The sequence below is a fragment of the Paenibacillus sp. TC-CSREp1 genome, from assembly GCF_050171015.1.
Classification (GTDB): Bacteria; Bacillota; Bacilli; order Paenibacillales; family Paenibacillaceae; genus Paenibacillus; species Paenibacillus silvae.
This window is the reverse complement of the sequence record NZ_JBNOKM010000006.1, coordinates 1-26,754: the sequence shown is the minus strand read 5'-3', so window position 1 is coordinate 26,754 and position 26,754 is coordinate 1. Positions and strand designations below refer to the sequence as shown.

Annotated in this window: 26 protein-coding genes and 2 pseudogenes; 19 read left to right on the top strand and 9 right to left on the bottom strand. The window is 43.7% G+C overall.

From position 1 onward, the window contains the following. Positions 1 to 255 precede the first annotated feature (255 nt). The 8 genes from hfq (at position 256) to glnA (ending at position 9,990) form a co-directional block, all read left to right on the top strand. Complete coding sequence (gene hfq, locus ACQSGY_RS10375; RefSeq protein WP_090916826.1) at positions 256 to 498, top strand: RNA chaperone Hfq; 243 nt, start codon at positions 256 to 258, stop codon at positions 496 to 498. A 165-nt stretch (positions 499 to 663) separates the two neighbouring features. Then, positions 664 to 3,354 carry a PBP1A family penicillin-binding protein gene (locus ACQSGY_RS10370; protein ID WP_427051834.1) on the top strand — a complete coding sequence of 897 codons (2,691 nt, stop codon included), beginning with the start codon at positions 664 to 666 and terminating at the stop codon, positions 3,352 to 3,354. 298 nt (positions 3,355 to 3,652) lie between these two features. Then, the gene (locus tag ACQSGY_RS10365) at positions 3,653 to 4,216 is read left to right on the top strand and encodes a DUF402 domain-containing protein (RefSeq protein ID WP_111273673.1); all 564 of its coding nucleotides are present in this window, start codon (positions 3,653 to 3,655) and stop codon (positions 4,214 to 4,216) included. A 112-nt stretch (positions 4,217 to 4,328) separates the two neighbouring features. Next, positions 4,329 to 5,300, top strand: a complete 972-nt coding sequence (locus ACQSGY_RS10360) for an AAA family ATPase (RefSeq protein ID WP_427051833.1) — start codon at positions 4,329 to 4,331, stop codon at positions 5,298 to 5,300. A 114-nt stretch (positions 5,301 to 5,414) separates the two neighbouring features. Next, complete coding sequence (gene hflX / locus ACQSGY_RS10355; protein WP_216514550.1) at positions 5,415 to 6,701, top strand: GTPase HflX; 1,287 nt, start codon at positions 5,415 to 5,417, stop codon at positions 6,699 to 6,701. Positions 6,702 to 6,787: 86 nt separating this feature from the next. Continuing rightward, complete coding sequence (locus tag ACQSGY_RS10350) at positions 6,788 to 8,041, top strand: aminotransferase class I/II-fold pyridoxal phosphate-dependent enzyme (RefSeq protein WP_427051832.1); 1,254 nt, start codon at positions 6,788 to 6,790, stop codon at positions 8,039 to 8,041. A gap of 82 nt (positions 8,042 to 8,123) precedes the next feature. Continuing rightward, on the top strand, positions 8,124 to 8,534 hold the full coding sequence (locus ACQSGY_RS10345; protein WP_111273725.1) for a MerR family transcriptional regulator: 411 nt from the start codon (positions 8,124 to 8,126) through the stop codon (positions 8,532 to 8,534). Between the two features lie 127 nt (positions 8,535 to 8,661). Continuing rightward, complete coding sequence (gene glnA, locus ACQSGY_RS10340) at positions 8,662 to 9,990, top strand: type I glutamate--ammonia ligase (protein ID WP_111273758.1); 1,329 nt, start codon at positions 8,662 to 8,664, stop codon at positions 9,988 to 9,990. Between the two features lie 69 nt (positions 9,991 to 10,059). Here the strand turns inward: glnA and ACQSGY_RS10335 are convergent. After that, positions 10,060 to 11,249, bottom strand: a pseudogene (locus ACQSGY_RS10335) (tyrosine-type recombinase/integrase). A 681-nt stretch (positions 11,250 to 11,930) separates the two neighbouring features. Then, positions 11,931 to 12,521, bottom strand: coding sequence for a LysE family translocator (locus tag ACQSGY_RS10330; RefSeq protein ID WP_427051831.1), 591 nt, complete (start codon positions 12,519 to 12,521; stop codon positions 11,931 to 11,933). Between the two features lie 138 nt (positions 12,522 to 12,659). On the opposite strand from ACQSGY_RS10330, the gene ACQSGY_RS10325 reads away from it, so the two are divergent. After that, positions 12,660 to 13,565, top strand: coding sequence for a LysR family transcriptional regulator (locus ACQSGY_RS10325; RefSeq protein WP_427051830.1), 906 nt, complete (start codon positions 12,660 to 12,662; stop codon positions 13,563 to 13,565). A gap of 667 nt (positions 13,566 to 14,232) precedes the next feature. Here ACQSGY_RS10325 and ACQSGY_RS10320 read toward each other — a convergent pair. Further along, the gene (locus tag ACQSGY_RS10320) at positions 14,233 to 15,141 is read right to left on the bottom strand and encodes an IS30 family transposase (RefSeq protein ID WP_427051829.1); all 909 of its coding nucleotides are present in this window, start codon (positions 15,139 to 15,141) and stop codon (positions 14,233 to 14,235) included. A gap of 252 nt (positions 15,142 to 15,393) precedes the next feature. After that, entirely contained in the window at positions 15,394 to 15,924 is a 531-nt protein-coding gene (locus ACQSGY_RS10315; protein WP_427051828.1) for a hypothetical protein, read from the bottom strand. A gap of 147 nt (positions 15,925 to 16,071) precedes the next feature. Between ACQSGY_RS10315 and ACQSGY_RS10310 the strand changes: the two genes are divergently transcribed. Together ACQSGY_RS10310 and ACQSGY_RS10305 are read left to right on the top strand one after the other, a co-directional pair. Further along, positions 16,072 to 17,016: a metallophosphoesterase family protein gene (locus tag ACQSGY_RS10310; protein ID WP_427051827.1), complete on the top strand. Its 945-nt coding sequence runs from the start codon at positions 16,072 to 16,074 to the stop codon at positions 17,014 to 17,016. Between the two features lie 115 nt (positions 17,017 to 17,131). Beyond that, entirely contained in the window at positions 17,132 to 17,395 is a 264-nt protein-coding gene (locus ACQSGY_RS10305; protein ID WP_342551480.1) for a hypothetical protein, read from the top strand. A 109-nt stretch (positions 17,396 to 17,504) separates the two neighbouring features. On the opposite strand, the pseudogene ACQSGY_RS10300 reads toward ACQSGY_RS10305, so the two are convergent. Further along, positions 17,505 to 17,677 (bottom strand): annotated as a pseudogene (locus tag ACQSGY_RS10300) (short-chain dehydrogenase); the annotation flags it as partial. Between the two features lie 74 nt (positions 17,678 to 17,751). On the opposite strand from ACQSGY_RS10300, the gene ACQSGY_RS10295 reads away from it, so the two are divergent. Continuing rightward, complete coding sequence (locus ACQSGY_RS10295) at positions 17,752 to 17,901, top strand: rhodanese-like domain-containing protein (protein WP_427051826.1); 150 nt, start codon at positions 17,752 to 17,754, stop codon at positions 17,899 to 17,901. Between the two features lie 290 nt (positions 17,902 to 18,191). Here the strand turns inward: ACQSGY_RS10295 and ACQSGY_RS10290 are convergent, their stop codons facing one another. After that, positions 18,192 to 18,491, bottom strand: coding sequence for an alcohol dehydrogenase catalytic domain-containing protein (locus tag ACQSGY_RS10290; RefSeq protein WP_427051825.1), 300 nt, complete (start codon positions 18,489 to 18,491; stop codon positions 18,192 to 18,194). Between the two features lie 353 nt (positions 18,492 to 18,844). Between ACQSGY_RS10290 and ACQSGY_RS10285 the strand changes: the two genes are divergently transcribed. Further along, the gene (locus tag ACQSGY_RS10285; protein WP_427051824.1) at positions 18,845 to 19,855 is read left to right on the top strand and encodes a collagen-like protein; all 1,011 of its coding nucleotides are present in this window, start codon (positions 18,845 to 18,847) and stop codon (positions 19,853 to 19,855) included. A 137-nt stretch (positions 19,856 to 19,992) separates the two neighbouring features. Here the strand turns inward: ACQSGY_RS10285 and ACQSGY_RS10280 are convergent, their stop codons facing one another. From ACQSGY_RS10280 to ACQSGY_RS10270, 3 genes are all read right to left on the bottom strand, one after another. Then, positions 19,993 to 20,295 carry a tyrosine-type recombinase/integrase gene (locus tag ACQSGY_RS10280; RefSeq protein WP_427052032.1) on the bottom strand — a complete coding sequence of 101 codons (303 nt, stop codon included), beginning with the start codon at positions 20,293 to 20,295 and terminating at the stop codon, positions 19,993 to 19,995. Between the two features lie 93 nt (positions 20,296 to 20,388). Continuing rightward, entirely contained in the window at positions 20,389 to 20,601 is a 213-nt protein-coding gene (locus ACQSGY_RS10275; protein WP_427051823.1) for a hypothetical protein, read from the bottom strand. Positions 20,602 to 20,678: 77 nt separating this feature from the next. Beyond that, positions 20,679 to 20,987 carry a hypothetical protein gene (locus ACQSGY_RS10270; protein ID WP_427051822.1) on the bottom strand — a complete coding sequence of 103 codons (309 nt, stop codon included), beginning with the start codon at positions 20,985 to 20,987 and terminating at the stop codon, positions 20,679 to 20,681. Positions 20,988 to 21,265: 278 nt separating this feature from the next. Here ACQSGY_RS10270 and ACQSGY_RS10265 point away from each other — a divergent pair, with 278 nt between their 5' ends. The 6 genes from ACQSGY_RS10265 (at position 21,266) to ACQSGY_RS10240 (ending at position 26,557) form a co-directional block, all read left to right on the top strand. Continuing rightward, on the top strand, positions 21,266 to 21,448 hold the full coding sequence (locus ACQSGY_RS10265; protein WP_427051821.1) for a hypothetical protein: 183 nt from the start codon (positions 21,266 to 21,268) through the stop codon (positions 21,446 to 21,448). Between the two features lie 260 nt (positions 21,449 to 21,708). Beyond that, on the top strand, positions 21,709 to 22,575 hold the full coding sequence (locus tag ACQSGY_RS10260; RefSeq protein ID WP_427051820.1) for a carbohydrate ABC transporter permease: 867 nt from the start codon (positions 21,709 to 21,711) through the stop codon (positions 22,573 to 22,575). Positions 22,576 to 22,592: 17 nt separating this feature from the next. Continuing rightward, a complete protein-coding gene (locus tag ACQSGY_RS10255) occupies positions 22,593 to 23,471 on the top strand; it encodes a carbohydrate ABC transporter permease (RefSeq protein ID WP_427052031.1) in 879 nt (292 codons plus the stop codon). Between the two features lie 38 nt (positions 23,472 to 23,509). Further along, entirely contained in the window at positions 23,510 to 24,673 is a 1,164-nt protein-coding gene (locus ACQSGY_RS10250) for an efflux RND transporter periplasmic adaptor subunit (RefSeq protein ID WP_427051819.1), read from the top strand. 38 nt (positions 24,674 to 24,711) lie between these two features. Continuing rightward, on the top strand, positions 24,712 to 26,043 hold the full coding sequence (locus ACQSGY_RS10245; RefSeq protein WP_427051818.1) for an ABC transporter substrate-binding protein: 1,332 nt from the start codon (positions 24,712 to 24,714) through the stop codon (positions 26,041 to 26,043). Positions 26,044 to 26,257: 214 nt separating this feature from the next. Beyond that, the gene (locus ACQSGY_RS10240; RefSeq protein ID WP_427051817.1) at positions 26,258 to 26,557 is read left to right on the top strand and encodes a hypothetical protein; all 300 of its coding nucleotides are present in this window, start codon (positions 26,258 to 26,260) and stop codon (positions 26,555 to 26,557) included. Positions 26,558 to 26,754: the final 197 nt, after the last annotated feature.

Below are 26,754 nucleotides of genomic sequence, written 5' to 3'. Positions count from 1 at the left end.
AAGTTGGAAACTCTTTCGCTTCAAGCGTTATTATAATATTTGTGACCCTGTCTGCAATCCGGAAAAGGGGTATATAATAGAATATTATTCTAATTTTTATTGCTGTAAATGGTCTTAGAATAAGATGGACAGTCCTAGAGTAGGGTTTTTGTGGATTATATGAAACTGTTCATGATATAATAGCACGAAAGCTACTCAGCGATATTGAATATTACTTACACTATGAATTCAAATGAACCAATGGGGGTACGGCTAATGAACAAGTCCATCAACATCCAAGATACGTTCTTGAACCAACTGCGGAAAGAAAATATTCCGGCTACGGTCTATCTGACCAATGGCTTCCAAATCCGCGGGACGATCAAAGCATTTGACAATTTTACGATCGTCATTGACAGCGACGGACGCCAGCAAATGGTCTACAAGCATGCCATCTCCACGTTCACACCGCAACGCAGCGTATCGCTGATGCAGCAGGACAACGGCGGCGAAGCTTAAAAATTCCGAAACCTTTTATCAAACCATTTCGTCTAGATGTATAGGAAGTGAACAGAGCAACCTAATATGGGTTGTTCTTTTCATTCCGGGCAAAATAGGGTTAATATAAGCTTGTGCTGCCAGAGAAATAGAAAACATGCAACTGAAAGGGAGTCAGGAGGTAACATGCCAAACGATCCGTTATCGAGGTCTAATAATCGCAACACCAATAACAAGTCAAACCAAAAAGCGAAACCAAAGACCTCTAAAAAGAAAAAAATTACGGGGAAACGCGTTGGATGGACTTTGTTTTTCACCATGGCCATTGCCATATTTTGTGCATTAGCTGGATATTTGTTTATTCTGATCAACGGCGAGAAACTGCTTAAAGCTAACATGAATAAAACGACGATTAACGAAACTTCAAAAGTATATGATCGCAACGGTAATATTATGGGTGAGCTCTCCATCAAAAAACTGGAACCTGTGGAATCCGATGATATTCCTAAATTGGTCAAGGAAGCCTTTGTAGCAACCGAGGATAAACGTTTCTACGAGCACCAAGGTGTAGATCTCTGGTCCATTGGCCGGGCAGCTGTGAAAGATATCATGGCACGTTCCATGGTAGAGGGTGGCAGTACACTGACCCAGCAGCTGGCCAAAAATATGTTTCTATCGCGTGACAAGACATTTTTCAGAAAAGCTACAGAAGTATCTATCGCAACGGCTTTAGAACGTACTTTCACAAAAGACGAGATTTTGACAATGTACTTGAACCGGATTTTCTTTGGTCATCAGCGTTACGGGATCAAGGCTGCATCGGAATTTTATTTTGGAAAAAGCAATTTGAAAGATTTGGACCTGTGGGAGATTGCTACGTTGGCTGCAATGCCTAAAGGGCCATCTGCATATAACCCGCTGAGCAATCCAAATGATTCAAAAGCACGCCGCGGTGTGGTCCTGCAATTAATGTACGAGCAGGGTTATATCACCGAGGCAGAGATGAACGAAGCCAAAGCAGTAGAGTACAAATATACTCCGCCTGAGAAGGACAGAAAATATCAAGCCTTCATTGACTATGTTCTGCGTGAAGCGGAGCGTGTTACAGGCATGACAGAAGATGATCTGAATATCGGCGGATTTAAAATCTATACTACGATGGATGCACAGGCTCAAACCGCAATGGAGAATGCGTTCTCTGATGACAGTTTGTTTGAGGCAAGCAAGGACGATCAACAGGTTCAAGGCTCGATGGTTATTATGAACCATGAGAACGGCAGTCTAGTTGCATTGCTGGGTGGTCGTGATTATCAGACAAAAGGTTACAGCCGGGTAACGCAAAGCCGGAGACAGCCGGGGTCTGCCTTCAAACCAATTGTATCCTATGCACCAGCGCTGGAGACAGGGAAATACAGTGCCAATTCACCGCTTAGCAATGAAAAGCAATGTTTCGGCAACTACTGTCCGGGCAACCTCCATGGCTACTCCTCTACGATCAGTATGACGGATGCCATTACGAAGTCCGAGAATATCCCTGCCGTTTGGCTGCTGGATAAGATCGGGGTGAACACCGGGGTTAATTTTGCGAAAAGTGTAGGTATTCAGCTGACAGATCAGGATAAAAACCTGGCTATCGCTCTTGGAGGTCTGAGCAAAGGGACCAATACGCTGGAGATGGCACAGGCGTACAGTGCGTTTGCCAATCTGGGTGAGTACCAGCAGGCGTATTCCATCAAAGAAATTAAAGATAGCTCTGGTAAAACAACGTATAAACACGATAAATCAGAGACCAAACGTGTGATGAGTGAGCAAAATGCTTACCAGCTCACACAGATGCTGCAAAATGTAGTTAATGACGGTACAGGACGTTCTGCACGACTGGATCGACCAGTTGCTGGTAAAACGGGTACGGTGCAGAGCGGTATCGCTGGTAACAGCTCTAACCGTGACGTCTGGTTCGTAGGTTACACGCCAGAATGGACCGGTGCTGTCTGGATGGGCTATGACAATCCTGATGCCAAACATATGCTCAAGAACAGCAGTAAGCTGTCTGCAGCATTTTTTGCCAAGGTCATGGGTGATGCGTTGAAAGGTGTTCCTGTGAAGGAATTCAAAACACCTGAGGGAGGTCAAGCACCTCCACCACCTGTAGAGGAACCACAACAGCCCGAACTTTCGGTAAGTGGACTGAGCGCATCGTACAATGCTTCGACTCAGACGGTTTCGCTGAACTGGACTGGAACGGGTGATGCGAATACACAGTATCGTATCTACCGGAAGGAGACGTCAGAAGCTCAGTTCACCCATCTGATCGACTCCGTTGGATCAACGAGTGCGCAGGATTTGAGTGCATTACCAGGTTTGACCTATGAGTACTATGTAACGGCTTATGATCTGTCATCCGGTCAGGAAACAAGTCCGTCCAATACCGTCTCGCTTATGATCGAAGCTCAGGAGATTGAGCCTCAGCAGCCTGAACCGGGCACAGACGCTGGAACGGGTACGGAGCCAGAGGGGCCAGGAACGGATAATCCGGACAACGGAGGAACGGATAACGGGAATCCGAACGGCAACAATGGCAATGGAAACGGCAGTGAAAATGGTAATAACGGTAATGACGGTAATGGTAATAATGGAAACGGAAATGAAAACAACGGAAACAATAACGGAAATAACAATGGCGGTAACGGCAATGGCAACGGTCAGCCGGGCGGGGGTACACCTCCGGGGCAGGGAACAACAGACCCTGGAAGCGAAGGCCCGAGTGACGGGGCCATAACAACTCCGGGTGAAATTGTCCCGTCTGATAGTGGAACCAATGGGGATACCGGAGGGACCGACGCTCCTTCTACGCCTCAAACAGGTTCAGGAGGTTAAGTAGTCGCTGCCTCACAAATCAATATCCTGATTTTTATGAGACTGCTTCCCGGTTCGCCGGTGGAGCAGTTTTTTTACTGCCGGAAAGACAGGCTGATAGACGATATCAAAAATCACACGCCACATGATAAACTGTACAGAAGACTTCGTTTTGAGTGTATACGTTAAATATGGTAAGCTGTAACTATTCGAATACGTGTGTTGAGCAGGCTCGTTGTCCTGACTTCAAAGCAGACGTATCATTGTTCACCAATCTAAAAGCAGATCGTGGATCTGCAGTCGGCAAAGAGGGGTTCGTATGAAACGGAAATTCGGGGATCGCGCAAACTGGCGCCGGATTACGAACCGACAATTTACATGCCGGTTCGTTCAGTCCAAAATTTTTACAGGTTACATTACGCTGTATACCATACAGGATTTGAAAGAACCCTTGTGGAAGACGTATGGAGGCACGACCTTCTGTATTGCGGATAAGGGATATTCGTGGCTGCAATACTATCCGAAGGGAGAACATTTTGTTGTGACGGCGATGTTTGATGATCAGCAGCGGATTATCGAGTGGTATATTGATACTTGCCGCAGCCAGGGAATCACGGATCAGGGTGTTCCGTGGTTTGACGATCTATACCTGGATGTTGTTGTGCTGAAGGACGGAGAGATTTTTTTGCTGGATGAGGATGAGCTGGAGGATGCCTTGTCTCGTAAACACATTACAACGGGGGATTATGATCTCGCGAACAAAACGGCCAAGGAACTGCTGCACGCTATTGATGCTCATGTTTTTCCATACTTTCAGTTATCACTGAAGCATAGACAGACGTTATTCGAGAACGGTGAGTTTCGCAAAAACATTCAGGTCTAGGATGTGATGCTTCTCACAGAATTTTGTTGTACATCCTTCTAATATCTGGGCAACTGATAGAATACATTAATAATCAGGAGAGATCAGCCCGATAAAATAGAGGTGATGGCGAATGAACGGACGGGTCATGGCTGCAGGAGGGCAACCGGGAGGCAGACCATCCAGACAAATTAATGTGGTGTTACGTAACCAGGAGCCTCAAATTCTTGCCAAAGATGAAGCACTTTCAGTACAGGCGGCCAAGAGTGTAACAAAACACACTCACTTTCAGGAGATTCAAGGTGAACTGGAGCAGCTGGTTGGACTCGAAAATATCAAGGAACTGGTGTTTGAAATCTATGCTTTCCTTCAGATTGCACAGATGCGCTCAGAGGCAGGTTTGCTTAGCGGCGCACATGTGTATCATATGGTTTTCAAAGGAAATCCCGGCACGGGGAAAACAACGGTCGCCAGAATTGTAGCCAAAATGTTTCAGAAGATGGGTGTGCTCAGTAAAGGGCATCTGATTGAAGTGGAACGCGCCGATCTGGTCGGTGAGTACATTGGCCATACGGCGCAGAAGACCAGAGATCTGGTCAAAAAGGCCCTTGGTGGTATTTTATTCATCGACGAGGCATACAGTCTTGCCCGGGGCGGTGAGAAGGATTTTGGCAAGGAAGCAATCGATACGTTGGTGAAGTCCATGGAGGATCACAAAAACCAGTTTATTCTGATCCTGGCCGGGTACTCGGAGGAAATTGATTTTTTTCTGCAGACGAATCCGGGGCTGCCTTCCCGTTTTCCAATTCAGGTTGAATTTCCAGACTACACGATTGATCAATTAATTCAAATCTCTGAAATGATGGCAAAAGAACGTGACTATATTTTGATGCCACAGACCATACTCAAGTTAAAGCAGCATCTTCTTCAGGAGAAAAATGATTCGCTGCATGCGTTTAGCAACGCCAGATATGTGAGGAATGCGATTGAGAGGTCGATCAGACATCAAGCTGTTCGTTTGCTGGAGCAATACTCGGATGGAAGTCCGGGCAAGCTGGAGTTAATGACCATTCGTACAGAGGATTTGAAGTTTGACCGAAAGTAAGCGATAATAGCCTTTTAACAGAGCCGGCCGGGCTAACCGGTTCGGCTTTAGCATTGCCAAGGGATCATTCGGATTCGGAGGCATCAGAGACGGAACAGAGGAGTGAAGCTATAGATGACAACAGGTACACATAATACAGATACGACCAAAAAAGATCGTGCAATCCTGGTCAGTCTGGTTACGGATGAGGTCAAGCGTTCAGGTATTAATCATGAATACTCCCTGCAGGAGCTTGTAAAGCTTGCCGAAACGGCAGGTGTCGAAGTGCTTAGCGTTTTAACCCAAAACCGGGAAACACGGGATACGAAGTGGTTTATCGGTAAGGGGAAGGTTGAAGAGCTTCGTCTCGTTGCTGATGAGCTTGGTGCAACTACAGCTATTTTTGATCAGGAGTTGTCGGGAGCTCAGGTTCGAAACCTGGAAGAGACGCTGGATTTGAAAATTATCGACCGTACCCAGCTGATTCTGGATATTTTCGCTCAACGTGCCAGCACGCGAGAAGGTATTATTCAGGTAGAGCTGGCTCAGCACAGCTATCTGCTGCCGAGGTTGTCCGGGCACGGTAAAAATCTGTCCCGGCTGGGCGGCGGAATCGGGACAAGAGGGCCAGGGGAAAGCAAACTGGAGACCGATCGTCGTCATATTCGTGGACGCATTGATGACTTGAAGCGGCATTTGGAAGAGGTTACACGTCATCGTAAACTGCATCGGGAGCGTCGTAAAAAAACGGGTATTATTCAAGTGGCGCTGGTGGGTTACACGAATGCAGGTAAATCTACACTGCTCAAGCAGCTAACGGATGCAGATGTATATATTCAGGATCAGCTCTTTGCTACACTCGATCCAACGTCACGTACGATGGAACTGCCAAGTGGCAAAGAAATTGTGCTGACCGATACGGTTGGCTTTATTCAAAACCTGCCTCATGATCTGGTTGCGGCTTTTCGTGCTACCTTGGAAGAGGTAAATGAAGCGGATCTCATCCTGCATGTTGTAGATGCTTCATCCGAGATGCGTGAAGATCAGATCAATACAGTTAACGCGATACTTCAGCAGCTTGGTGCCGGGGACAAGCCTCAGCTGGTCCTGTATAACAAGAAGGATGCCTGCACGCCGGAGCAGCTTGAGATGCTGCCGCTGGATAAAAATCATATCAAAGTAAGTGCGCTGGATGCAGCAGACCTGATCAGAATTCGTGAATTGATTCAGGCTGAGCTTACGGGAGATACTAAACGCTTCCGTATTCCGGCTGAGCGCGGTGATCTGACTTCTGTGTTATACAAGATCGGGGATGTCGTTGGTACTGAATATGATGAGAATGACGTCATTTATCAGGTTGAGCTGCAAAAAGGTGAATATGAGAAATACGGTTATTTACTTGAAGATTTCATTGAACTGTAACATTCATGACATACTAATGTGATAAGTTGACACGAGAATGGTTTAGTTACGTCAGTTTCGTGCGATAAAAGGGGAATGAAAGCAAGATGGCAAGGTTTGATTCAAATATTGTAGAGCTGCAGCATCAGGTGGAACGTCAGATTGAAGGACAGCTCCAGCAGGTTGACCGCATCGTCGATCATAATCAATGGAAGGTTATTGACGCATTTCAACGCAGAAAAGTAAGTGATTATCATTTTGCTGGTTCTACGGGTTATGCGTATAATGACCGTGGGCGTGAGGTGCTGGATGAGGTATATGCCGATGTGTTTGGTGCAGAGGCTGCACTGGTCCGCCCTCATTTTGCCTCGGGAACACATACAATCAGTACAGCATTATTCGGCGTGCTGCGTCCTGGAGACGAGTTGTTGTACATCACAGGTAAGCCTTATGACACGTTACATAAAGTAATAGGCAAGCCTGGAGATGGTACAGGTTCTCTTCGTGATTTTGGTATTGGATATGCTGAAACGGCACTCACATCTTCAGGTTCCGTGGATTGGGAGGCTGTGGAGAAGCAGATCACATCTGCAACAAAGGTCATCGGCATTCAGCGTTCCCGTGGCTATGACTGGCGCTCTTCCTTCACCGTTGCTGAAATTGCAGACATGGTGACACGTGTCAAAGCGTTGAAATCGGACGTGATCGTGTTTGTGGATAATTGTTATGGCGAATTCACAGAGGAACGTGAGCCGACAGAAGTCGGGGTGGACCTGATGGCCGGTTCATTGATCAAAAATCCGGGCGGCGGGCTTGCAGAAACCGGGGGATACATATGCGGCAAAGAGAAGTATGTACAGCTGGCGGCTTATCGATTGACTGCACCTGGCATCGGAGGTGAGGTAGGTGCCATGCTTGGAACAACGCGAGGCATCTATCAAGGACTTTACATGGCTCCGACAGTAGTTGGTCAGGCGATTAAAGGGAGTATTTTCGCTGCGGCCATGTTTGCTGCTACTGGATTTGTGACCAAGCCTGCATGGGACGAGCCGCGTACCGATCTCATTCAGGCGGTACAATTCAGCTCTGCAGAGCATTTGATCGCTTTTGTGCAAGGCATTCAGCAGGCAGCTGCCGTGGACAGTCATGTCGTACCAGAGCCTTGGGATATGCCAGGATATGAGCATCCTGTTATTATGGCGGCAGGTACATTTATTCAGGGAGGTAGTCTGGAGTTATCTGCTGACGCGCCGATCCGAGAGCCTTTTATCGGTTATATGCAAGGGGGATTAACTTACTCTCATGTTAAATATGGCGTTTTGATGGCATTACAGGCGATGAAAGATCGTAAATTATTGTGAGTTTATCTAACATGTCATTGACACTTTGTAACAACTAAATGTACAATAGTGTCAAGAATAGACGACTGGAAGGTTGATGAACATGGGTGACGAAATTCGCAGAAATATGGCCTTATTCCCGATAGGCATTGTAATGAAGCTTACCGATCTGTCCGCGAGACAGATTCGTTATTATGAGCAGCACAGTCTGATCGTTCCTGCGAGAACATCAGGAAATCAGCGCTTGTTTTCCTTTAACGACGTGGAGAGATTGCTGGAGATCAAAGCTTTGATTGAAAAAGGGGTTAACATTGCAGGCATCAAGCAGGTGATGAATCCTGTTTCCAAAGAATCGGAGGAAGCGACGGTGATTACACCGGATACGGAAGTGAAGCGCAGAGAACTGTCAGACACTCAGCTACACCGTTTGCTCAAGCAACAGCTCGTTTCAGGCAAAAGACCTGGTCAAGTTTCTCTCATTCAAGGTGAACTTTCTCGTTTTTTTAATAAATAGATTCACCTAACGAGGCGGGTATAGTAAATTACAAATTTCTGATGTCAGACTCCTTGACCCGTGGAACATTCTAATGTACAAATATAACATGCAAGCCAAATACGCAGATAAGAAAGGGAGAGGAATCATGAGTTATACAAAAGAAGACATTCTCCGCATTGCACAAGAAGAAAATGTACGATTCATTCGATTGCAATTTACCGATTTGCTTGGATCGATCAAAAACGTTGAGATTCCAGTAAGCCAATTGACGAAAGCGCTCGATAACAAAATGATGTTTGACGGCTCTTCCATTGAAGGTTATGTTCGTATCGAAGAATCCGACATGTACCTCTATCCAGATCTGGACTCTTGGCTTATTTTCCCATGGGTATCCGATAATCGCGTTGCTCGTTTGATCTGTGACGTATATCTTCCAGATGGCAACCCATTCCCAGGTGATCCCCGCGGCATCTTGAAACGAAACCTGAGGGAAGCGGAAGAAATGGGATTCACATCCTTTAACGTTGGTCCTGAACCAGAATTTTTCCTGTTCAAGACGGATGAAAAAGGAAACCCAACGAACGAATTGAATGACCAAGGTGGATATTTCGACCTTGCGCCAACAGATCTTGGCGAAAACTGTCGTCGCGACATCGTAATTACGCTTGAAGAGATGGGCTTTGAGATCGAAGCTTCTCACCATGAAGTAGCTCCAGGTCAACACGAGATCGACTTCAAATATGCGGATGCATTGAAAGCGGCAGACCAGATCCAAACGTTCAAACTCGTTGTTAAAACGATTGCACGTCAACATGGATTGCATGCTACATTTATGCCAAAACCATTGTTTGGTATGAACGGTTCCGGTATGCACTGTAACCAATCCTTGTTCCGTGGCAATGAGAACGCATTTGTTGACGAGTCGGACGAGCTGGGCTTGAGCAAAACTGCACGCCACTTCATGGCCGGAACTCTGAAGCATGCACGTGCATTTGCAGCAATCACTAACCCAACTGTGAACTCATACAAACGTCTAGTACCAGGTTACGAAGCACCATGTTACGTAGCATGGTCTGCAAGTAACCGCAGCCCAATGATCCGTATTCCAGCTTCACGTGGTCTGAGCACACGTGTTGAGGTTCGTAACCCGGATCCGGCTGCTAACCCATACCTGGCTTTGGCTGTTTTATTGAAAGCAGGTCTGGACGGAATCAAACGTGAGCTTTCCTTACCAGCTCCGATTGACCGCAACATCTACATCATGTCAGAAGAAGAGCGTGTGGAAGAAGGCATTCCAAGCTTGCCAGCTGACCTGAAAGAAGCATTGAACGAACTGATCCGCAGCGAAGTCATCTGTGATGCTCTCGGCGACCACGCCCTGGCTCACTTCTACGAGCTGAAAGAAATTGAGTGGGACATGTACCGCACACAAGTCCACCAATGGGAACGCGATCAATATATCACGTTGTATTAATCGAAAAAACCTTGTAACTACGGGGTTTTGAAGAGATGAACCGGGGGACGTTTTGAGGGGATTGCACTTCTATTGAGGTTGCGTCCCCCAAACGTCCCCCGGTTTTTGATTTTCTGATCCAAAAATAAGAGAAGTGTACTCTTCATATTTATCAATGTTACGCTTCTCTAGCTATTTAGAAATATGAGCATACACATCGGATGTAATTTGCACACTGCCATGTCCTAGCTGCTCTTGTACAAATTTGATGTCAGCCCCAGCTTCAAGCATGACCACGGCATAGGTGTGTCTCAAGGAATGAATCGTTAATTCCTCACTCAAACTAGCCTTTCTCAAAATCCTCTTTGAAGCATTAAAGAGACTGGATTTCGGCATCGGACTACCATCATTTCTGCACAAGACCAGATTTAAATCGTGTCAGACATGAATTCCCCTAAATTGATCTTATTTTGATTTTGCCATGAAGCATGATATCTCAAATCATTTATGATTCCGTTACTTACACTAATGGTGCGAGTAGAATTTTCCGTTTTTGTATCTCCGAAAAGTTCGTCCTCGTCGTCAGCTTGAAAATCGAGTGTTTCATCCACGAGGATCGTCTTTTCTTTGAAATTGATATCCGACCACTTTAGAGCGGCAGCCTCACCTTTTCGTAACCCCGTTTCAATAAGCAATTTGAAGAAAATCCAATAAATGTACCCATACCCTCGAGTCGTATGAAGAAATTTGGGAATGTCTTCTGAATCAATGAATTGAATAGACTTTTTTTTGTGCTCTCCTTTAATAATAGACCCCTTACATGGATTGCGTAATATTTTCCCTTGAATCAATGCATGCTCCATGGCTGAGTATACAGTAGAATTGATGATCTCGACCGTACGTTTGCTGAGCCCCTTTTTAAATAGAGAGTCTAAAAAGACCTGATATATATCTGGTTTTAAATCTTTGAGCATCAGACGCTTAAAATAAGGTTTGATATGGGTGTTAAGGTTGTTTTCATGTAGTTTGATCGTATTCTTTCGTACAACTCCTTTTTTGTAGTTATTTATCCAATTTCGAAAGTAATCGACCAAAGGAATGTCGGTCTGTTCGAATCCTTGCTTTAGCTGCCTTAAAAATTCAGCAGCAGCCAGTTCTGCCTCTGGTTTAGTTCGGAAACCAGCTTCTGATTTCTCCTTTTGTTGTTGAGTGAACGGATCGGTATACTTTAACCGATATCTCCAGCCAATTTTTAATTTTTTAAAGCTTTCTAATTTAATTCCTCCTACTGGAACGTTAGTTCTTTTTTTGTGTATGTAAAACCGCCTTACGGCGATGTAAGCGCAAGTTAATCAATTTTGAACAGAGTAGTGTTGTTGGAAGGTATAAAAAGAGATCCAAGTTAGAATCAGAAAAAGGTATTTTTAAGATGCATCAAAAAACGAGCCTTCAGTGACTAAGGCTCGTTTAAGTACAGGAGTCAAATTCGGCTCCAAAAGTTATGTTTGGTTTACTACATTGGTTTTATCGCTGAGAAAGTAACTCTAACAATTCTACCCTATCTTAAATAATTTGACTATACCTTCGCTTTAAAGTTTATGTGTCATTGATATTTGTAACCATTAATGTCGCTGTTTTAGGGCTTTTTCTATTTATCGGTACAAGTTCTTGTCCCATGGGATACGGTGAATGCTGAATGTGACTCTGGATCAAGGAAGGAGAAACCTATGAACTATCTTACTTTGTGCTGATATCTGAAACAAAAACCTGTACCTATTACTATATTTGACAGGAACATGTTCCTATTCACAAATAGGTGTATACTTAATCGTTTTTGCCCGTTAATTCATTAGGCTAACGGGCAGGATAGTGATATAGAAGTACAGAAATGATGATTCAAGTTATGGGGAGACGAGACTTTCGAGAAATCGGAGTAAGAAAACAAGCGAATCTTCTTAATCCTAATAGTTCGAAAATAAAAGAAAAATTGCTACAATAATCAATGATCCGCCCATCATCAAATTAAAAACCTTTATGCCGTTCTTCACTTTCATAAGAAATTGTAATTTCGATCCTAAAAGGGCCCAGGAGGCAAGTGAAAGATAACAAATGAGAAAATAAATACACACAAACACAAGAAGCATCGAATAGGAAGTATTCGAACCAAAGGCAGAAACACCGGAAAGACATGCAATCCAAGCTTTGGGATTAAGCCACTGCATAAGAAAACCGTGACGAAAACGTGGCAGTTGTTCCTCTTTTAACTCGATTTCTGAATGTGATACCATAATTTTGTAGCCAATATAACTCATGTATCCTGTCCCTATATATCTTAGCAATTCATAGAATATAGGGACTTGCGCCACGAGATTGGATACCCCTAAACCAACAGCAGTTAACAAGAATGTAAACCCGACTGTTGAACCGGATACGAAAGGTAATGAGTGCTTAAAGCCATAATTGACTCCAGAAGAAAGAATTGTTATGTTCACAGGGCCTGGAGAGATCGACATGGATAATGAAAAAAAGCACATTGCAATGAAAAGAGACATGATTGCATACTCCTTATATAGTTTGTCTGGGATTACTATAGCTCATCATGTTTAAAACCGTCCAATTTCAAGTTCTGATCGGACCCATCGGGAAAACGGAATGATTCATGCAAATACATCTGAGGAGGTCTAGGATAATTGGAGCTGTATCAATTGAAAACCTTTATAGAAATTGCCCGAACTGGCAATTTGACCGAAGCGGCAGCGCATCTTAACACAAGTCAGCCGGCTGCAAGTGCACACATCAAGGCCTTGGAGAAAGAAGTTGGTTTTCCTCTCTTTTATCGAACTTCCAAAGGAATGACTATTACAGAAAAAGGTTCAAAGATATTGTTGGAAGCACAGAAAATACTCACCTCCCTAGATGATTTCTATCTTAAAGCGAGTGATTTGAAGGCAGAATCAAACACCATTCGGATCGGGTTAAATACAAACGGGCAGCTTCTTCGAATAGAGAAATTGATCAGGTTTATTTCGGAATGCCTGCCGCAGGTAGAATTGCATTTTATCGATACTAAAAGTGAAGATTTCACCCAGGATTTGACCAGCGCGAAAATAAGCGCAGGTTTTTATTATGGGAATGTTGCACATCCGTCCGTATACTCCATTAAACTCCATTCCTTCAAGATGGTTGTGGTATATCCCAACAGTTGGGATATACCACCGAAGAAGAGGTTGTCCTTGGAGTATTTTGCAAAAAAGCCGTGGATTTGGACAACACAAGGTTGCCCCTTCTATAAACAATCCATCGATTACTTCCTGAAACAGGATATGGTTCCGCAAAAAATCATGTATGTCGATGACGAATCTCTGATAGGGAAGTTGGTTCAAGGAGAAATTGGTTGTTCATTGCTGGCGGAGCCAATAGCTATGCGGTTTGCTAATGAAAACATGTTGCAGATCTGGGAGGGTATCGATCTCAATATTGATCTACATTTTGGTTATCTAAAGGATAAAAAGAGCGATGCTGTGTTCCTTGAAATAGGCTCAATAGTGGATAGGATATGGAAAGCGGATGGTATCTCGATAGTAAACAGCAGCTAGTAAGATTATGATGAGAATCGAGATTAAGAAAAGTAAAGACGATGACATTGTAAGTTCTCCGTTTAAGGTCTCAAAACGGGCAGCCTCATTACCGGGAGGAGGATAGTTCCAATCTTATAATCTCAACTAACGGGAAACTGTAGTTCAATAATGAGAAGCTGCCGAGAGATAGCTCTTTGCTAATTACGGAAATTATAATATCTCTGAAAAAAATAGCGGTACTCTCTTACCTGTTTTCCATAAATGGTTTTCTGCTTGCGAGTGTGTTACTGATGTTCATGAGTGGTCTTGGTCAAATTATTGTTCATTATAGTGGATTGATCACCACTCAACATGAACTGTATATTCATCTAATTGTAGCATTACTCTATTTGAGTGCGTCCTTAAGGTTTACTCTAAAAAGAATATTCTTCTCAATCTAAATACATGGAATGGAGCCCCTTGCTCCCAACATATTATAAATCGAAATTTGGTTACTATCGTCCTGTTCTTATTTATAGCATGGTTATTTATCCTCAATGAACGATTAGTATTGTTTTCGCTATCGCTTCAAGTTTGCCTTATATCGATTACGTTTATACTATTTTTAATTTTCCTTCAATTATTAAATGACGGATTGTCAAGCCAAGTGCGACAGTTCCTCTGAAAAGGATTCGTGAGCGGTTCTCTACCCCAAGCATTTACGTGGTCTGTTATTGATCAAGTTCAGAGCGTTTTCCAGAGCTTCATCCGTGATTTGGGCGAAATCCGTCCCTTTGGGGAAAAACTCTCGCAGGAGGCCATTGGCATTTTCATTCGAGCCGCGTTGCCAGGAAGAATAAGGATCTGCAAAATACACCTGCACCCCATGAACGGCTTCCAGGTTGGTGTAACAGGCGAATTCCTTGCCACGGTCTGCGGTAGCGGTTTGAAATGCACGGACAGGGTACTGTGAAGCCGCTACCCCAAAGGCAATCTCCATGAACAATGCGGTACGATCCGGCATGCGAATCGCTGTGTACAAGCGGGTTTTCCGTTCGATGAACGTCGCTACGCAGCCCTTGCTTTTCCTACGGCCCGAGACAACGGTATCCAGCTCCCAATGGCCGAAGGTTTCCCGGTTACGGACCTCTTTCGGACGCTGAGAGATGGACTTGCCCACAGCAAACCTGCCACGTGTCTCTGCTGGCTTCTGACGTTTCCCTTTGTGCCTGAGGACGTCCAGCACGCCTTTCACCAAACGGCCGGTATACAGCCAACGATAGATCGTTTTAAAACATACCATGGTTTGCCCCTCGTGACGCAATCGTTCTACGATCTGCTCTGGAGACCAGGTTGTTTGGAGCTTGTCTTCAATGCGACTCGCCAGTTCCAGATTCCACTTGCCTCCGGAAACAGACGCCTTACGGCGCTGGACATAGCCCTCTTGGGCGTTCTCCACGTCGTATGGGTGTTCTACTGTATTTCTACGGAGTTCCCGGCCAATGGTGGAATGATGTCTGCCAAGTTCCTTGGCAATCGCTCGGGTACTTTTCCCCTGCCGATGGAGGATTTCTAGCTTGCTACGTTCAATTATGCTAAGATGTGTGTAGCTCATGGTGGATTCTCCTTGTGTGAATGGTTGTGTGAGAACTTTCATTCTACACGAATCCGGCCATGGGCCATTTTTTATTTATTTCCAGCGGGTGTCGCACTTCATATTACAATCCGTCAGATAAAATATTATGAAAAGGCAGATATGAACAAAATTTAGAGTTAAAGGATGCACGGGGTCATCTTTTGATAAATACTGACCATTGCTTTCCGATCACCTTTGTTCATCGACAGACAACTCATCGTCTATTTTCTCTTATTTCGGGAGAGGGTATATTCTCGCTTTTTCTACATACGTAACGCCTGAATATTTTTTTAGATCTAATTTTAAACTTGGAGAGTCGCTGTTTGGATTTCTGACCAGCCAGTGGTATATCCATACTTCATTTGGAGGCTTGTTTCCATCTTTGATCGGGCATAGCAATCTGCCGTTCTTCACTTCCCGTCCAGCCGGGAATGTGGTTGATTTGGGTACCCGGAATTTAACAGCTACACAAGATCCCGCTTTTATAGCAGGTGAAGAAGGGGAACTGCTGCAACGCCCTTTCTGATCGCTAGTCATAAAGGGCGTTTTACGGATCTCAATCGGTGTCACAGTAATAAGTTGGCGAAAAAGGTGACCGGATTTCCTATTGATATTGTAATGCAGTATAGTAACCGGGCCATTATACGTTTGCGAATTCAAACTTTTAGGAGAAACGAGAACGCCGTCATGTACTGTAGCCGGTGCACCCATCGTAGTGAAATAAAGGATGCCGACGCAATCTCCAGCTTTGATTATACTCAAATATATCACTCCTTGACCGTTGATCCTGTATTCTATGAGTTCGATCAAGAAAAGTATTGTGCGATTACCAGCGAAATGGGCTAATGCCGTTTCATTACTGTCATCCGCCCCATAAAATTAGGTGTATCTACAGGGAAGGGTGACCAAATGAAATCCAAAAAACAGACGGCTCAAGTCAAAAGAACCGCGACAAGTCAGAGAACACTGTTCCAGACGTCTAAAGCTCGATTATTGGCAAAGGTAAAAAAGCTGAAAGGCAATGAATACACTTTTATCGGCATGGGAGACGGCTGGGCTGGGAACGGCCAATCCAGCAATGCAATATTTACTTCGGCCTTATCCACCATCTCCAAATTGAAGAGAAAGCCTCTATTTATTCTGCATAACGGAGATGCCGTATTCACGGGAACTGACCAAGAATTCAAGACAGGCGGGACCTATTCCGGTGTACCGGTAAAAAGCTTGCTGCAGATGATTCAGGATCCGAACAGAGGCGTACCTGATATCCCCTTTTTTATCGTTCCTGGAAACCATGAACATACGGGTATCAACGGACCGCTTACCAATTTTAGAAAATATATCGGACCAACGCATTTCGGAATCCATCTCCCCAAAATTAAAACTACGATCATCGGCCTGGATAATTCACAACAGCTTAACTCCGATGGGAGTGGTCAGTTAGTCTACGGTTTTGCACCAGGAGAACTGGCTTTTTTGAGAGAGCAGCTAAAAAAGGCACAGAAGAATACAGTTATGACCATGCACGTTCCCCCTAGGATCGGGAAATGGGCCAATCCCCGTTATTTTCAAGATCCCACATCGACGTTCGGGAACACCCGAGGACAACTGACCCGGTTCTTATCCAGCGTTCGCGGCAAGGTCTCTCAGGTTCTTGTTGGCCATGTGCATGCATTAGATCAACTTTCATATCAAGGCACAAGGTATCAACTGTCTGGGGGAGCCGGGGCGCCACTTGTCAAAAAGGGATTTCTCAAGGGCGCACCAACCCCAATCTTCCATTTTATCGAGTTCACCGTTAGAAATGGTGTTATTGTTAAACGTCGCGTCATTCCAGTAGGCGATACTGCATAAGTCGCATAAGTCGATTTTATTTCTTTCATCTACTTAGGAATCTACCTACACTTCTGAGAGTCTTAGTGAATAGATTATTAACGTGTCCTATAGATTTCAGAAATGAGGGATTTCGATGAAGGGAACTAAACCAGGTAGAGTCGAAAATCAGGTATACTCCAGCCGGGTCTTGCGGTCAGAGTTTGACCGGAACTGGCGGACAGTAATTTCTAAGAGTGGCTATGTCATCTATATAGCTACTGCCAATCAAGCTAAAGTTGAAGTGCTGCTCAGCGGAAATATTACCAAACGTCTGGTGTTTAATAAGGGCGGGCGTGTTATCGTCGGAGGCGGCGGAACCAGTCATTACAGTAAGCCACACCGTGCGATTACGTTGTAATTGATTGGAACAGAGAGAAGGCGCCGATCTATGTCGGCGCCTTCTTAGCGTTTTAAGGCCTTAATCAATCGGGTGAGTCTCTATTTTGTAAATTTGTGAAGCGAGGTCGCTATTCAACAGAGTCCTTTGTTGCATTATACATCTGTTCAACATACTGATCCATTTCATCTCGTGACATACGGAACCGGGCCACGGAAGTCCCATATTCGATCTCTAGTTTCCCCTTTCCAGTCCTTTGAAAATGCCATCTGGGAAGGCATCCAATGGCTCACCGTGCGTATGCCCTGTAATAAATATTGTATTGCCTGAGATTTTCATGATATTTCCCGGATCCATCCCATGAACGTTGGTTCAATGTGAAAATACTCGACTTCAGGGACTCCAGCGAGTATCGGGAGAGTTACATTCCAGGTTCGATTAACATATCTGTTGGATGTTTGCCATGGCAGAAGGAATTGTCGCGGCATGATGCAGTGATTATTTTCTCAAGTAATTTTAAATCATAATACATGAAAATGTTCACATTGTTATGGGCAACTGACAAATTAAGAGGGGAGAAAAACACGTGGCTAGGTAATAAAATCGGACTGAAACTAGCTGCTGAGGACAAGAACTTGTACCGATTACCGTATTGGACAAGAACATGTTCCTATTGCCGATTAGACGTATATCTAAGAGGTATCTTGCCCTTCGATTCATTAAACTAATGGGCAGAGCGTATTGAGAGGGATTACAATCTTAAAGTGCCATTATTGTTGAGCGTGTAAGAGTAGATCGGAACTGAATCGTTGTGAACTTAACGGCGAAGATATTGCCGATTTGCGCAGTTGACAAACTTTGCATCCGTCCAAGGTGCATTTCCAGGCGAAAGAGCTTGCCAAGCCGTCATACCTGCAGCAGGGATCAATGCCGATTCTGCATCGGATAGGTATTGCGGTATTTCAGCAAGATCGTATTCTTCCGCAGCAACATATTCGGCATAAACCCCAGCGGTCTGAGATACCACAATATCACGATCACCGGATGTTACACGGGCTACCTTTTCTCCTGAAGCCAAGACGGTACCAGCTATCTCGACTCCAAGAATAAATTTCATATCAATACCAGGTTTCCGCATGTTTGTAAATGTCTCATATTTATAAAGTCTGGTATGAACGCATTTTCACTTCACCGTTAAAACAAGATCTGGCATGGTTTAGCGCAGATTGTTTTATTGCGCTCATAAAATTTTGGGCGTACAAAAGATTAGGGTACTTTTATGCGGATACTACTACATAGTCGTAATAAATATCTATTGCTAACTTATTGTGAATAAAGCATTTTGAGAAGAAGGATAATGGTCAGAGGAAAGGGCTCGGTTTATTATCACTTGTCGCTTTAAAAGGGCATATTATACAATCATATTTTATAGTCGTTCATTAAAATATCTAAAGGAGGTGCGAAAGGAATTTGAATGATTCAGATGAAAAAAAGGGTAGAAACCGAAAGAAAAAGAGGAAGAGAACTGCCCATTATTGTTTAAAGAAAAATAAAAAACGCTGTTTGGTAACTCGAAAGATTATCCGTGTTAAGTATCCTACGCCGAAATATATTATTTATACTCCGATTGGTCCACAAGGTGTGACCGGCGTAACTGGTGCAACTGGAGCAACGATTTTTGCTAGAACAAATGTAATTACGGGGACAACAGGGGTCACCGGAGCAACTGGAATTTCTGGGAAAGTGGGAGCCACAGGTGTTACTGGAGCTACTGGAGTAACGGGCGCAACAGGAGATGTTGGAGCAGCCGGAGCCACGGGAGTCACAGGAGCGACAGGAGATGTTGGAGCAGCCGGAGCCATGGGAGTCACAGGAGCGACAGGAGATGCTGGAGTAGCTGGAGCCACGGGTGCAACGGGGGCGACAGGAGATGCTGGAGCAGTCGGAGCTACAGGTGCAACGGGCCCAACGGGAGCAACGCCAACAACATCAACTAAAGTAATTCTGTTTGGTGGAACCAATGCGGGATTCCAACGTATTGCTGGTTCTCCTGGAGCAGTATCTAATGTCATACCCTATGTAGTAGCTGGAACAGTTGGGACAGTTGCAGGTTTATCAGGTTCTATTAATGTGAATAATTTGGTCGCAGGGACATATTTATATCAAATATGTAAGAATGTCTTTAATAACGCAGTTTCTCCTGCGGCAGGTGATGTTATTGCAACAATAACAATCGTGACAACAGCTTCGATAACGGGGACAATCGTGTTCTCAAGCAAACCCAGTGACGGAGAAGGGGTATTCACATCCAATGTGCTGGTTTCAAATAATGCTGCCTATACACTGGCCCCCGCTACCATTTCATGGACTAGCAATATTCCCGGTCTCCCTTTAATCCGTGATGATGCTGTTTCATTATTTGCAAATCCCAATATTACTCAAAGTGCAGTTTATTCAGTCTATGTGAACACTCAAATCTAAGCTGTTTATATGCACATTGAATAGAAAGCTAGTCTTCTCTATTCAATGTGCAATCCTGTGCGTGAATGATCGTCAGCGAAACGAAGTAAATACGTATCTAGTATTTTCTTGACTGAAATTTATGGAAGTATGAACTACTATCTTATAAGGTACGCGAGGTTCTTTCCGCGGAAGGCCAATACCAAGTTGAAGGGTGACCCTAAATTGTTCTTGTTTTGATTCTGCCATGAAGCATGATACCTTAAATCATTTATGAGGCCGTTACTTACACTTATGGTGCGGGTAGAATTTCCGGTTTTTGTATCTCCGAAAAGTTCGTCCTCGTCTTCAGCTTGAAAATCGAGTGTTTCATCCACACGGATCGTCTTTTCTTTGAAATTGATATCTGACCACTTGAGAGCGGCAGCTTCGCCTTTTCGTAACCCCGTTTCAATAAGCAAATGGTATGAATGAATCAAAGGTAACGTTACTGTGCAGCATTAATATCTAACAAAAGGAAGTTTCCTCGTTATAAGGAAACTTCCTTTATTTGTTTATTTACTTTGTTCAAGAATTACATCTTGAACTACAGCTTTTTCAGAACCTATAGTCACTTTAGAGTTTGTTCCTGTTTCCAACGTAAAGCCCAACAAAACAACGGCTGTTAAAGCAAGTCCTCCGAGAGCATAAACAACGTAACGCTTTAGCTTCTCATTACTTGAAAAGAACAATATCACAGCCACGGCAAGCAGCAAAAAGGCAATCATTGAAGCACCTTCTTTTAGTCCAATTTTTTTACATTATTACTATTATATACGTTAAGGACGAAAAAATGCTGCATCAATTATAATCCTATACTGTAATCATAAGTGCCATTGCTCCATCCTTTAAGCCAAATGCGAGGATAGTTATTTTGTACGTCATAAACTACATTCAATTTGAAATGTCCAACAATTAATTCATAGAAATTGTAGCCAACACCACCACGTTGTTCATCTGTTGTTGCACCTTCATATGACCATCCAATTGTTTTTACCGAAGGGGGCCACTGTTCTGGATGGAGCAGGTGAAACGATCCAGCTTCCATCAGATCTGAAAGTAATTGAATGTTTGTAGGTATACAACGTACCACCAAATAAATTCGTGGATTCATAAGTTTATGTTGCTGTGAACCGTATTGAAATATTTTCGGCCTGGTACTGTACTAATTTATATTTCTACGCTTTGACTTTGCACTTCACAAAAGTAGATAACAGCAGGGCAACTTGTATCGAAAGAACTTTTGCGTTTCATTAAAAATTGAGAGGATGATTGAAATGTTTAATTTGTGCAGAGGTAAAAATGCGAAAAGTTCCATATTCATACAGCAGTAGGTGGGTTCCTTCATGAAAAGAAAAAGCGTCATAAAAATGTCGTGATTTCCTTCAAATAATGGCTGGCGTTACGGTTTACGTCGCTGAAGAAGTATGGGGAATGACCGATCCAGAAGTGAAGATCAGTGATACTGTCCGTTTCGATGCAGCAACTCAAAGTTTCTTCTACAAAACGGACGCAAATGAGTTAAACGTGCAGGCCTTAAAGGATAACCTTTTTGGCAAAGCCTGCAGCAAGTAATTGTCTTTGGGCAAGATTTGCTGGATGAACATTAATAATAGCTGGGTCTGATAAAAAGACAATAGAAATCGACCGAGAGTCACTCTCGGATGTAACATCGGTGCTTAAGAAACTGCATTAGCAGTAACAAACTTTATAATTTTTTAATAATTTGCCACTATTTTCTTAAGCAATCTTTTCTAAAATGGAATGCAGAGGGAGGCGAGAAAGAAACCCGAATGAAAAATAAATTGACTGTGAAAGGATGAATCTAGAAAACCATGAAAAAGTGGCTCCGTAAGGATGCATCGGTGGCCATGTTCTTCCTTGTGCCAAGCGGCATCGGATTTGCACTCTTTTACCTTATTCCGTTTACGATGGGTGTATATTATTCGTTTATGAGCCATTCGGTAGATGGTCACTTTGTGGGATTTAATAATTATCGTGAGCTACTCAGAAGTGCTTCTTTCCTTAAAGCAGCTTCCAACACGTTATACTTCAGCGCGATCAGTGTTCCACTTATGATCATACTCTCATTGGGGCTCGCGATACTTTTACATAAAAATGTCTATATTCAAAAATGGCTCCGAACCGCATATGTTCTACCGCTTGTTGTTCCCACCGCTTCGATCATCATGATTTGGCAGATCCTTTTTGATTGGAACGGCTCCCTGAACGCCTGGCTGGACAGTTTCGGATACGATCCTGTGGATTGGATGAAGTCCGAGTCGGCACGCACAGTTGTGATTATCGTGTATATATGGAAGAACATGGGTTATAATGTCATTCTATTCCTTGCCGGGCTGCAGCAAATTCCGAAGGATTACTACGAAACGGCACGAATTGAAGGGGCTGGTCGTTTACGGCAATTCCGGAGTGTCACGCTCGTTTACATCACCTCGACAATGTTTTTTGTCGTGATTATGTCGATTGTCAACTCATTTAAAGTGTTTCGGGAAACATATCTAATTGCAGGTGATTATCCCCATGACAGTATTTACATGATACAGCACTATATGAACAACATGTTTGTATCACTCGACATTCAGAAACTAACCGCAGCGGCAACCTTGATGTTTGTCAGTATACTATTGATCGTTCTGGCCTTGTTTGCGATGGAGCGTCGGCACCGGCAGTACATGGAATAGGAGGTGAGATGAAGTCTGTGCGAGTAGTGCACATATTGAAAAATGGTGTATTAACATTCGGTCTGACGGTTATAGCCGTAATCTTAATATCACCAATTGTGATTATATTCACAAATTCGCTGATGACAGCGCAGGAAATCAGGATCAATTATGGTCTGATTGGACAAATAACTGAAGCAGCAGTTGGTAAAGAGGGTATATTTGCAAACCTGAAACTGATTCCGGATAAGGTGTCCTTGTCACAGTACGGGAAGGTATTCATCGACAGTCCAAAATATTTGATGATGTTCTGGAATTCCGTGTTCATGGTAGTGCCGATCATTGCAGGTCAGACTCTTGTTGCTTCTCTGGCTGCCTATGCATTCTCCAAGCTGAAATTTCGTGGCCGAGACTCTATGTTTTTGGTATATGTCATGACGATGCTGATGCCATTCCAGGTCACGCTGGTGCCAAATTATATTATGGTCGATATGCTTGGGATGCTGAATAGTACGGGTGCCATCATTGTTCCTGGCATCTTCGCTGCTTTTGGCGTGTTTATGCTCAGACAATTCATGCTGGACATCCCCTACGCTTATATTGAAGCTGCCAAAATGGATGGAGCAGGTCATTTGAGGATTTTTGTAACGATGATTGTTCCAACGATTAAACCGGGGTTAGCCGCACTTGTAATTCTGCTTTTCGTTGATTATTGGAACATGGTGGAGCAGCCTCTTATTTTTTTGGATGATCCGTTCAAGCAACCGCTGTCCGTCTTTTTATCCACGATTAATCAAACCGAGCGGGGGATGGCTTTTGCTGCATCGATGCTCTATATGGCCCCGATGGTGATGGTATTTCTGTATGCGGAGTCGTATTTCATTGAGGGTATTCAATTATCCGGCGTTAAAGGTTAGCTTTTCAGTTCGGATATGGGGAGGAGAAGAGGAAGGATATGGAGTTAGGTACAGAGACTGCCGAGCAAAGACGAAAGCGAATCATTGTAGTTGTATTCATCAGTTTTATGGGATTGCTGCTGCTATTTACATTGTTCAGCAACACGCTACAATCGCTGACCTTACCAAAAGTGACCACAGAGCAGCCGAAAAAGGGAGGAATTTCGTTAGTCATTGAAGGTAGCGGAATCCTTCAGCCGATTGCTGAAGCCAAATTATTTGGTTCAACCAACTGGAAGACTCAGCAAATTCATGTGAAAGAAGGCGATCATGTAAAAAAAGGACAGAAGCTTATCACCTATGACAGTAAACCGGCAGAACAAGAAATTGAAGTTGAACTAACAAATCTGGAAAAGCAGAAGATCGAACAGCAGAGTTTTCAGGACCAGTATATCCTGGCGTCTTTTGAAGAAGATGAACTCAAGCGGCGCAGTGCACAACGTGATATTGAAAAAGGCAAACTTGATATTGCTGCACAGGAGCGCAAAATCAACGAAATGAGAGAGCATGTGTCCAAAAATCAGTTACTGACCGCTCCATTCGATGGCATTATAACAAGGCTGAACGCGGTAGAAGGACTGGGTTCCACAGGCGAGCCGGATATCATTCTCTCGAAAAGCAGCGAAGGGTACAGATTCGAGGTTAGAGCGGATGCAAAGCGTCTGTCTACCTTAGGCATATCCATCGGAGAACAGATCAAAGTAGAGGTAGATTCAGATCAAGAGCAGCAAGCCAGGAGCATGGATGGCACCATTGAAGAAATCATTAATGAGAAGCCACTTATAGAGGGGACATCTGAATCTGATGAAGGAGTGGGGGTGGTAACCATGCCTCAAAAGATTCTCCGCATTAAACTCCTTGATGCCAAACTGAAAGGAGGTGAGCAGGCTCGGATTAAAATCGAGAAAGGTTCTCTCGATCAAGGTCTGCTTGTTTCCAATGCAGCTATCCATCAGGACCGGGAAGGCACTTATGTTTTTGTAGTGGATCAGAGGCCTGGAGCACTTGGTAATGTATTTGTTGTCCGTAAAGTCGACATTGAGTCCAGCGAGAAGAATGACAAAGAAACGATGATCCAAACCGACAGGATCTATCCAGAGGATAAAATCATTCTAAACAGCAGCGAGCCTATGCAGGATGGTGACCGTATTCGTTTGGAATAGGGAGACGTAAAATAAAATGAGATCAGGAGGAATTTAAAATGAAAAAGTGGCTTTTGCTCCTTTCTATCGGAGCTATTATCACGAGCTTAACCGCATGCAGTTCCGGGGGAAGTAGTACAGCAGATAAAGTAACATCAAAAGATGGAAAAACAGTACTTACCCTGTCTGTGACTCAGTCGAGCCCATTCTATCAAACGGTGGAGAAAAAATTCGAAGAGAAATACCCGGACATCGATCTGCAGATTAATGCATATAGGACGGGAGAACAATGGGGATCAGGGGAATACGAGAAGTATCGGAATTCTATGAATACAGCCATGTTATCGGGAAAAAGCATGGATATCATTGAAGTTGATGAATTGCCACTCAAAGAATATGTGAGCAAAGGTTTTCTTCTCGACATGAACGAGTTACTCAATAAAGAGCAGACATTGGATAAAGACGATTTGCAAATGAATATTTTGGACGGTTTGAAGCTGAATGATGGAATATATACGATACCTTTGGGGTACATGTTACGAGTATTCGTAGGAGACGGGGAGATGCTAGGCAACGTTAATATTAAGTTTGATGATAAGACCTGGAACTGGAAGGAGTTTGAGAAGGTTTCGAAGGAAGTAATTCAAAAGAAAAGCGGTACCGATGAGCTTTATGCGTTAGCGTCCTACCCGCCCGAACTCCTCCTTCAGGAGATGCTTGTTGAGAACTACGCTGCATTTGTCGATACTTCGGCCAAAAAAGCAACATTCGATTCTCCCGAATTTGTGAATCTGTTCGAGCAGGTTAAACAAATGTACGGGGAAAAGATTGTGACATCGGAAGAAGCAAAGCCGGGCAATCAAATGTTTAATTCCACGTCAATTAAGTCGCCAATTGATTTTATCGAAGGGCCCTACATGCTTTTTGATCAACCCAAGCTGCTGCAATCACCGCAGGCGGGAGAAACCGGAGATCGAAAAGGCTCGCGAGTATCTACTATGAAACATTTTGCAATCCATGCCAAATCGCCCGTAAAGGATGAAGCCTGGAAGTTCATCAGCTTTTTATTGTCGAAAGAAGTGCAAATGCTGCAAGATCGAGAAGGATTCTCGATGCTTAAATCCGTGAATGAAAAGAAAATTGATGACCTTCAAGAAAAAGTTAAAAATGGAGAATATAAGCTTCCGAATGGGAAGATGGCAAAAGTACCGGATGAACAATTCACCGTGTTTAAACAAATTGTTACATCCTCGGCTCAATATGTAGATATTGATATTAAAGTGTTAAGTATAGCCGGAGAAGAGTCCCTCGCATTCTTTGGCGGACAGAAAACGGCAGAGGAAGTAGCCAAGCTGATCCAAAACCGGGTCACCACATATCTAAACGAATAGCTGAACGCCATGAGCTCATCATAGGAGTGATTGACCCGAGCAAAACATCTATTGAAAAGATATTACCGCTCGGTACCGATTGAACTGTTAGCAACAATAAATTATACTCTATGAACTTGAATCACAACTTGATGTCGAGGGACAAGAACATATTCCTAATGAAGTCGCTATTATAGCGGCTTTTGTATTATTAAGTCAGCCAGAAATTTTCTAGTTGGCTATTTTTATAGGTGTTTTACGATGGTGCTCCCTTCAGCATGGTGAGAAAGGTTTCGAGCGGCTAAGGGAAGTGCTTAGCATACTGAAAGAGACAAGTGGTGTGGAGCCTGTCGTTGTCTTCGAGGCAACCGGACAGTACCATCGAGGTTTGGCAGGATATCTGAAACGTAGCGGATGGATTCACTACATTATCAATCCTTTGCAAGCGAAACGATCCAAAGGCACACAACTTCGAAAAGATCTTTTAGATGGGTGTGTTGTCATTGTGATGGATCGATTCATATTTGCTTTTTAGCAGAAGTTAGCGTGATTGCTCCCAAACGAATGGCTGTTTGTCAAATGAGCGACGGCTTGCGCATACTTCAATCTCCTTCCAGCCCGACATGTCCACTTCTGAACATAAAGCCGTTAATCCTTAATGTGAATGAGCATATACTGAGTCTTATTATCCCAGCCCAGATCAAAAGGTGCTTTGTAGCGGTCAGCAGTATG

Bases quoted from the DNA above. Each gene is read 5' to 3' on its own strand.
- ACQSGY_RS10260 (WP_427051820.1), top strand. From the start codon at position 21,709: ATGAAAAAGTGGCTCCGTAAGGATGCATCGGTGGCCATGTTCTTCCTT.
- ACQSGY_RS10265 (WP_427051821.1), top strand. From the start codon at position 21,266: ATGGCTGGCGTTACGGTTTACGTCGCTGAAGAAGTATGGGGAATGACC.
- ACQSGY_RS10245 (WP_427051818.1), top strand. From the start codon at position 24,712: ATGAAAAAGTGGCTTTTGCTCCTTTCTATCGGAGCTATTATCACGAGC.
- ACQSGY_RS10345 (WP_111273725.1), top strand. From the start codon at position 8,124: ATGGGTGACGAAATTCGCAGAAATATGGCCTTATTCCCGATAGGCATT.
- ACQSGY_RS10370 (WP_427051834.1), top strand. From the start codon at position 664: ATGCCAAACGATCCGTTATCGAGGTCTAATAATCGCAACACCAATAAC.
- ACQSGY_RS10360 (WP_427051833.1), top strand. From the start codon at position 4,329: ATGAACGGACGGGTCATGGCTGCAGGAGGGCAACCGGGAGGCAGACCA.
- ACQSGY_RS10290 (WP_427051825.1), bottom strand. From the start codon at position 18,491: ATGAAATTTATTCTTGGAGTCGAGATAGCTGGTACCGTCTTGGCTTCA.
- ACQSGY_RS10350 (WP_427051832.1), top strand. From the start codon at position 6,788: ATGGCAAGGTTTGATTCAAATATTGTAGAGCTGCAGCATCAGGTGGAA.
- ACQSGY_RS10270 (WP_427051822.1), bottom strand. From the start codon at position 20,987: ATGAATCCACGAATTTATTTGGTGGTACGTTGTATACCTACAAACATT.
- hflX (WP_216514550.1), top strand. From the start codon at position 5,415: ATGACAACAGGTACACATAATACAGATACGACCAAAAAAGATCGTGCA.
- ACQSGY_RS10310 (WP_427051827.1), top strand. From the start codon at position 16,072: ATGAAATCCAAAAAACAGACGGCTCAAGTCAAAAGAACCGCGACAAGT.
- ACQSGY_RS10250 (WP_427051819.1), top strand. From the start codon at position 23,510: ATGGAGTTAGGTACAGAGACTGCCGAGCAAAGACGAAAGCGAATCATT.
- ACQSGY_RS10305 (WP_342551480.1), top strand. From the start codon at position 17,132: ATGAAGGGAACTAAACCAGGTAGAGTCGAAAATCAGGTATACTCCAGC.
- ACQSGY_RS10275 (WP_427051823.1), bottom strand. From the start codon at position 20,601: ATGATTGCCTTTTTGCTGCTTGCCGTGGCTGTGATATTGTTCTTTTCA.
- ACQSGY_RS10320 (WP_427051829.1), bottom strand. From the start codon at position 15,141: ATGAGCTACACACATCTTAGCATAATTGAACGTAGCAAGCTAGAAATC.
- glnA (WP_111273758.1), top strand. From the start codon at position 8,662: ATGAGTTATACAAAAGAAGACATTCTCCGCATTGCACAAGAAGAAAAT.
- hfq (WP_090916826.1), top strand. From the start codon at position 256: ATGAACAAGTCCATCAACATCCAAGATACGTTCTTGAACCAACTGCGG.
- ACQSGY_RS10365 (WP_111273673.1), top strand. From the start codon at position 3,653: ATGAAACGGAAATTCGGGGATCGCGCAAACTGGCGCCGGATTACGAAC.
- ACQSGY_RS10330 (WP_427051831.1), bottom strand. From the start codon at position 12,521: ATGTCTCTTTTCATTGCAATGTGCTTTTTTTCATTATCCATGTCGATC.